Here is a 5185-nt window from a genome sequence, read left to right on the forward strand (position 1 = left end):
TGGCTTATGGCTTATGGCTTGTTGCTTATGGCTAATTGCTTATGGTTTATGACTTATTGCCTGTACTGCGCGTTGTTCGCTGGGAAGTCATTGTTGTTGAGAATAGAACCCATTAAAGCATTTATTGCGCTGTGACGCTCCCTAGGAAACTCAATTTCCAATATTTCCTCCCCACGAAGTGAATAATTCGAAACGACCTTAAAGAAAAACTAAGCATTCTGAACCAGTAAGTTAGATAGGAAAGCGGGGCGTTTAACCCTAATTTTTATGCAAGTAAATTAGCGTTGATAGGAGAGTGCACACATAAACAAGCAACCATGCAATGATTTATAAATTGATAGCAAAACGTTTGCTATTTATCTCGATATTAGCTTTATCAATGACTTGAAACTTTTGGTTGTAAGACCAGTTATAGCGACTGTTTTTTGTGCAATATTTGTTACAAAAATTCAACAAAGTAGTTTTTTATACATTTTTCTTGCATAAAACCTCGGATTGAATAGAATAACCAACAAATGACAATTAATGCAGTATTGTGGCATGAGTATTCAAGTAAAGAGCATCAACAAATCATACGGTGATACCCAAGTTCTTCACGACATCAGTTTCGACTGTGAGAGTGGCGAAACCTTGGTATTGCTTGGCCCAAGCGGCGCGGGCAAGAGTTCATTACTGCGTGTATTGAACCTGCTTGAAATCGCGGACAACGGCGAATTAGATATTGCGAACGAGCAATTCGACTTTTCAAGCCAAATCCAAGAGAAGCAGGGGCTTAAACTTCGTCGTAAAGTCGGCATGGTGTTCCAGCAATACAACTTATGGCCACACATGACGGTGATGGAAAACTTGATTGAAGCACCAACCAAAGTTGCGGGTTTGGATAAGCAAGAAGCGATTAAGCAAGCTCAAGAAGTACTAAAGACACTTCAACTTGCCGACAAAGCAGACGCTTGGCCACTTCAACTGTCTGGCGGTCAACAACAGCGTGTTGCGATTGCACGTGCGTTGATGATGAAACCGGATGTGTTGTTGTTTGACGAACCAACAGCGGCGCTTGATCCTGAGATCACCAACCAAGTCGTGAGCATTATTAAAGAATTGAGCGGAACGGGCATTACCCAAGTGGTCGTGACGCATGAAGTCGATTTCGCGAAGAAGATTGCTAGCCACGTTCTGTACCTAGAGAAAGGGTACATCGTCGAACACGGCACCAGCGATTCATTCGTTAATCCGCAGACACCTGAGTTTGCTGAATATTTGACTCATTAAGTAAGTCTCTTATTAAAAGAAAGTTGACTCACTAGATTTAGCTAAACACAACATCAATTAAAACAATCAAATTATAAGAATGGCCACAGGCCGCTATTACACAGTATTCGGAGTAACAAAATGAAAAAGATTCTACTAGCTTCACTTATCGGCCTTGCTTCTTTCAACGCAGCAGCTCAAGAAGAAATCAAATTCGCAATGGAAGCAACTTACGCACCATTCGAATACATGGATGAGAACAACCAAATCCAAGGTTTTGACGTAGACCTAGCAAACGCACTTTGTGAAGAGATGAAAGCGACATGTACTTTCCACAACCAAGCATTCGATAGCTTGATCCCTGCACTTAAATTCAAACGGTACGATGCCGCTATCTCAGCAATGGACATCACTGAAGCACGTCTTCAACAAGTGAACTTCTCTAACGCTTACTACGATAACTCTGCAGCATTCATCTCTTTTGAAGGCAAAGTAGCAGACCAAGCAGCACTAGAAGGTAAGCGTGTTGGCGTTCAAAACGGTTCTACTCACCAGAGCTTCCTACTTGAGCAAATGACTGGCGTAACAGCGGTACCTTACTCAAGCTACCAAGATGCATTCATCGACATGAAGAACGGTCGTATCGATTCTGTATTCGGTGACACAGCCGTTGTAGCAGAATGGTTCAAGAAAGAAGACAACCTAACGTACGTTGGCGACCAAGTAACAAACCAAGAGTACTTCGGTAACGGCTTTGGTATCGCAGTAAACAAGAGCAACCAAGAACTTGTAGACCAGCTTAACGTTGCACTTGCAGCAGTAAAAGCGAACGGCGAATATGACAAGATCTTCAACAAGTACTTCGGTAAGTAATTTATGGAATTAACGGGTTACTCTTTAGGGCTCGTCGAAGCAAGCTGGATGACTGCTCAGCTTGCGTTCGTAAGCCTATTGGTTGGATTGGTTCTAGCAGTTTTGTTTGCAAGTGGCGAGATGTCTCGTCGTATTGCAATCAAATGGCCAACGACTGCATTTGTGACGATTGTTCGTGGTTTACCAGAAATTCTGGTCGTACTGTTTATCTACTTTGGTTCGACACAAGTTCTGTTCATGATCACTGGCGACTTCATAGAAGTGAGCCCGTTCTTATCTGGTGTTGTTGCACTGTCACTTATCTTTGCTTCTTACGCTTCGCAAACCTTGCGTGGTGCATTAAAAGCAGTAAGCAAAGGGCAGAGAGAAGCAGCAAGCGCGCTTGGCATTTCTCAGTCTCGTGCATTCTTTCGTATCGTGTTACCTCAGGCGGTAAGACACGCACTACCAGGTTTAACCAACCAATGGTTAGTGTTACTGAAAGACACTGCGCTAGTTTCGCTGATTGGCGTAACAGATTTGCTGAAACAAGCACAACTAACATCAGCGGCAACGCACGAAGCATTTACTTGGTACGCGACAGCAGCAGCAATCTACTTGGTCATCACTTTAATCACCCAAAGATTGGTAAAAGTGATCGATGGTAAGTTCTCTATTCAAGGTTTGGGTAACAAAGGGGCAATGGCATGAATCAACAATACCTCTCTCAAATGCTTGAAGGCTTAGTGACCAGTCTGCAACTCACAGGTGCTTCATTGCTTGTTGGTTGCATCTTGTCACTGCTGATGACGGTAACGCTAATCCTAAGAATACCGGCGATTCATTGGTTAACTCGTGGCATCATCACGCTGTTCACTGGCACACCATTGTTGGTTCAAATCTTCTTGGTGTATTACGGCCCGGGTCAGTTCGATTGGATTCGTGAAAGCTTCATGTGGACTTGGTTAAGCCAACCTTGGTTCTGTGCAATGTTAGCATTAGCTTTGAACACCGCCGCATACAGCACGCTACTGTTCAGAGGCGCATTCAACGCGATTCCAGCAGGGCAATGGGAAGCATGTCGCGCACTTGGCATGGACAAAGTAGCAACGCTTAAAGTGTTACTGCCATACGCTCTACGCCGCGCCGTTCCAGCTTACTCGAACGAAGTGATTCTAGTCTTCAAAGGCACGTCACTGGCAAGCACAATCACCATCATGGATTTAATGGGCTACGCACAGCGTATCAACGGCCAAACCTACGACACACTCACCGTGTTCGGCATTGCTGGCGCATTCTACTTAGCAGTAAACGGCATACTAACGCTGATCTTCCGCCAAGTAGAAAAGAAAGCCCTCGCATTCGAAGCCGCATAAGCTAGCCACTCACAAGCCTAATTAACGTATAAAGCCTGCCATTTATGTTCGCATAGATGGCAGGCTTTTTTGTGTTTGGGGTATGTGTAGAGGTGCTGTGATTACATACAGTTCGGGAGGGTTTTCTCTAAAATCATACTATATGAAAATGTTCTACATTTTGTCATTCAATGAGTTTATATATGTTTTAAGTCACTGAATCGCAGTGATTAATCATGGTAAATTACTGTGCATATGAAACTAGACAGAATGGTCTGTATTTGAATGCAGAATTTTTCAGTCTAGTAGCTGTTATGCATCAGAGTTATCGCGAATAAAATTAAAAATAATGGGTTAGTAATGACAAAAGAAAAAGTTCATAGTACTTGTATTAAGTGCAATCAAACCAATTGGCATGATGTGGAAGGTTTGCACTCAGAGGAAACACACCCAGATTTTGATTACCACTGTAAAATAGAACATATGGTTGTTAAATGTCGCGGTTGTGAAAATGTGTCCTTCTTAAAGCGAGACCATGACTATGAAATCTCATATTTTGATGAACAGTTTGGAGAGTGGATAACACCAATATCAGACGAAATATACCCAAAAGCTAATAAAGGGTCTCTCGGTGCAAAACGTTTTCCACTTGTTGTTAAAAAGATCTACGAAGAGTCATGCCAAGCTTATAGAGATAAAGCATACACGCTAACGGGTATTGGCTTTAGAGCAACTATCGAAGCAGTTTGTAATGATCAGGAAATTAAAGGTAAAGAACTAAGCACAAGAATCAACAACTTAGCTACAAAAGGTCTTATTTCAAAAAAAGATTCAACACGCCTTCATTCGATACGATTTCTAGGTAATGATGCAGCACATGATATTAAAGAACCAACAAATGATGCTTTAGAAGCTGCTTTGGTCATTATTGAGCACCTTTTAAATACCGTATATATTTTAGACCAAGAATCTAGGGGTAAATTAGAAGAAGTTATTGAAGACTTCGACCTGGTCATTAAGTTACTAGATGAAAAACTGGGTAGCTTAAGTAAAGGGGATGAGATGCCGTTAGCTGTTATATTAGGTAAAGACTTGAGAAGAATCAGTGGTTCATTTAAAAAGGTTCAAGATCAGTTGAATGCTCTAATTGGCAAAAAGGAATATACAAAAATAGCTTTCGGTAAAACCGAAAAATATGAAGGTTCTCAAGACGAACTATTACATTATATCGTTCAGTAAATGCCTAACAAATTGCTTAAGACGGATTCCCAAACGTATGCCATTTTCGCTTTGCTCAAGTGTGGCATACGTTTGTTCACCACTTAGCAAGGCGTTAAGAGTACTGAAGTTTTACTTAATCAATTGGGGATTTATGAAGAATGAAATAAAAGTTTGGGGTGGCTTCGGTGTCGTAGCTGTCATTTTTGTTTGTGCGTTTGCTGTTTTTAAATTTGCAGAGCAGTCTCAAAATATGAGTAACCTCCAGCTAGTAGCTACAGAATGCAAGCTAGATAAAAATGATGAAAAATGTCAAAAGTTGCTAGATTTTGGTGTTGCTCCGTCAATGTATTTAATGGATTCTGCTTATCAAGTTGAAATCGATAAAAAGGCAATAAAAATCCTTGAGTCTGCTCCTATCTACGCTCGTGACATTGCCTCGTATACTCTTGATACAGCAGGCCATTCTTCAGTAAAGCTGACTGTCAAAGTATTATACCGAATCAACTTGA

Annotated in this window: 6 protein-coding genes; all 6 read left to right on the top strand. The window is 41.4% G+C overall.

Features of this window, described 5'->3' with window-relative positions; all coding sequences use genetic code 11:
- Window positions 1–540: 540 nt before the first annotated feature.
- Complete coding sequence (artP, locus tag AB4484_RS21200; RefSeq protein WP_032545343.1) at window positions 541–1269, top strand: arginine ABC transporter ATP-binding protein ArtP; 729 nt, start codon at window positions 541–543, stop codon at window positions 1267–1269.
- A 120-nt stretch (window positions 1270–1389) separates the two neighbouring features.
- Window positions 1390–2121 carry a lysine/arginine/ornithine ABC transporter substrate-binding protein gene (locus tag AB4484_RS21205; RefSeq protein ID WP_016795731.1) on the top strand — a complete coding sequence of 244 codons (732 nt, stop codon included), beginning with the start codon at window positions 1390–1392 and terminating at the stop codon, window positions 2119–2121.
- Between the two features lie 3 nt (window positions 2122–2124).
- The gene (gene artQ, locus AB4484_RS21210; protein WP_372080265.1) at window positions 2125–2811 is read left to right on the top strand and encodes an arginine ABC transporter permease ArtQ; all 687 of its coding nucleotides are present in this window, start codon (window positions 2125–2127) and stop codon (window positions 2809–2811) included.
- The gene (artM, locus tag AB4484_RS21215; RefSeq protein WP_017061823.1) at window positions 2808–3476 is read left to right on the top strand and encodes an arginine ABC transporter permease ArtM; all 669 of its coding nucleotides are present in this window, start codon (window positions 2808–2810) and stop codon (window positions 3474–3476) included. Before artQ ends, artM begins: the two co-directional genes overlap by 4 nt.
- Before the next feature lie 339 nt (window positions 3477–3815).
- Window positions 3816–4694 carry a DUF4145 domain-containing protein gene (locus tag AB4484_RS21220; protein ID WP_372080267.1) on the top strand — a complete coding sequence of 293 codons (879 nt, stop codon included), beginning with the start codon at window positions 3816–3818 and terminating at the stop codon, window positions 4692–4694.
- Window positions 4695–4827: 133 nt separating this feature from the next.
- The coding region (locus AB4484_RS21225; protein ID WP_372080269.1) for a hypothetical protein at window positions 4828–5185 on the top strand (358 nt) is incomplete at its 3' end.

The sequence above is a fragment of the Vibrio sp. 10N.261.46.A3 genome, from assembly GCF_041472995.1.
Taxonomy (GTDB): domain Bacteria; phylum Pseudomonadota; class Gammaproteobacteria; order Enterobacterales; family Vibrionaceae; genus Vibrio; species Vibrio coralliirubri.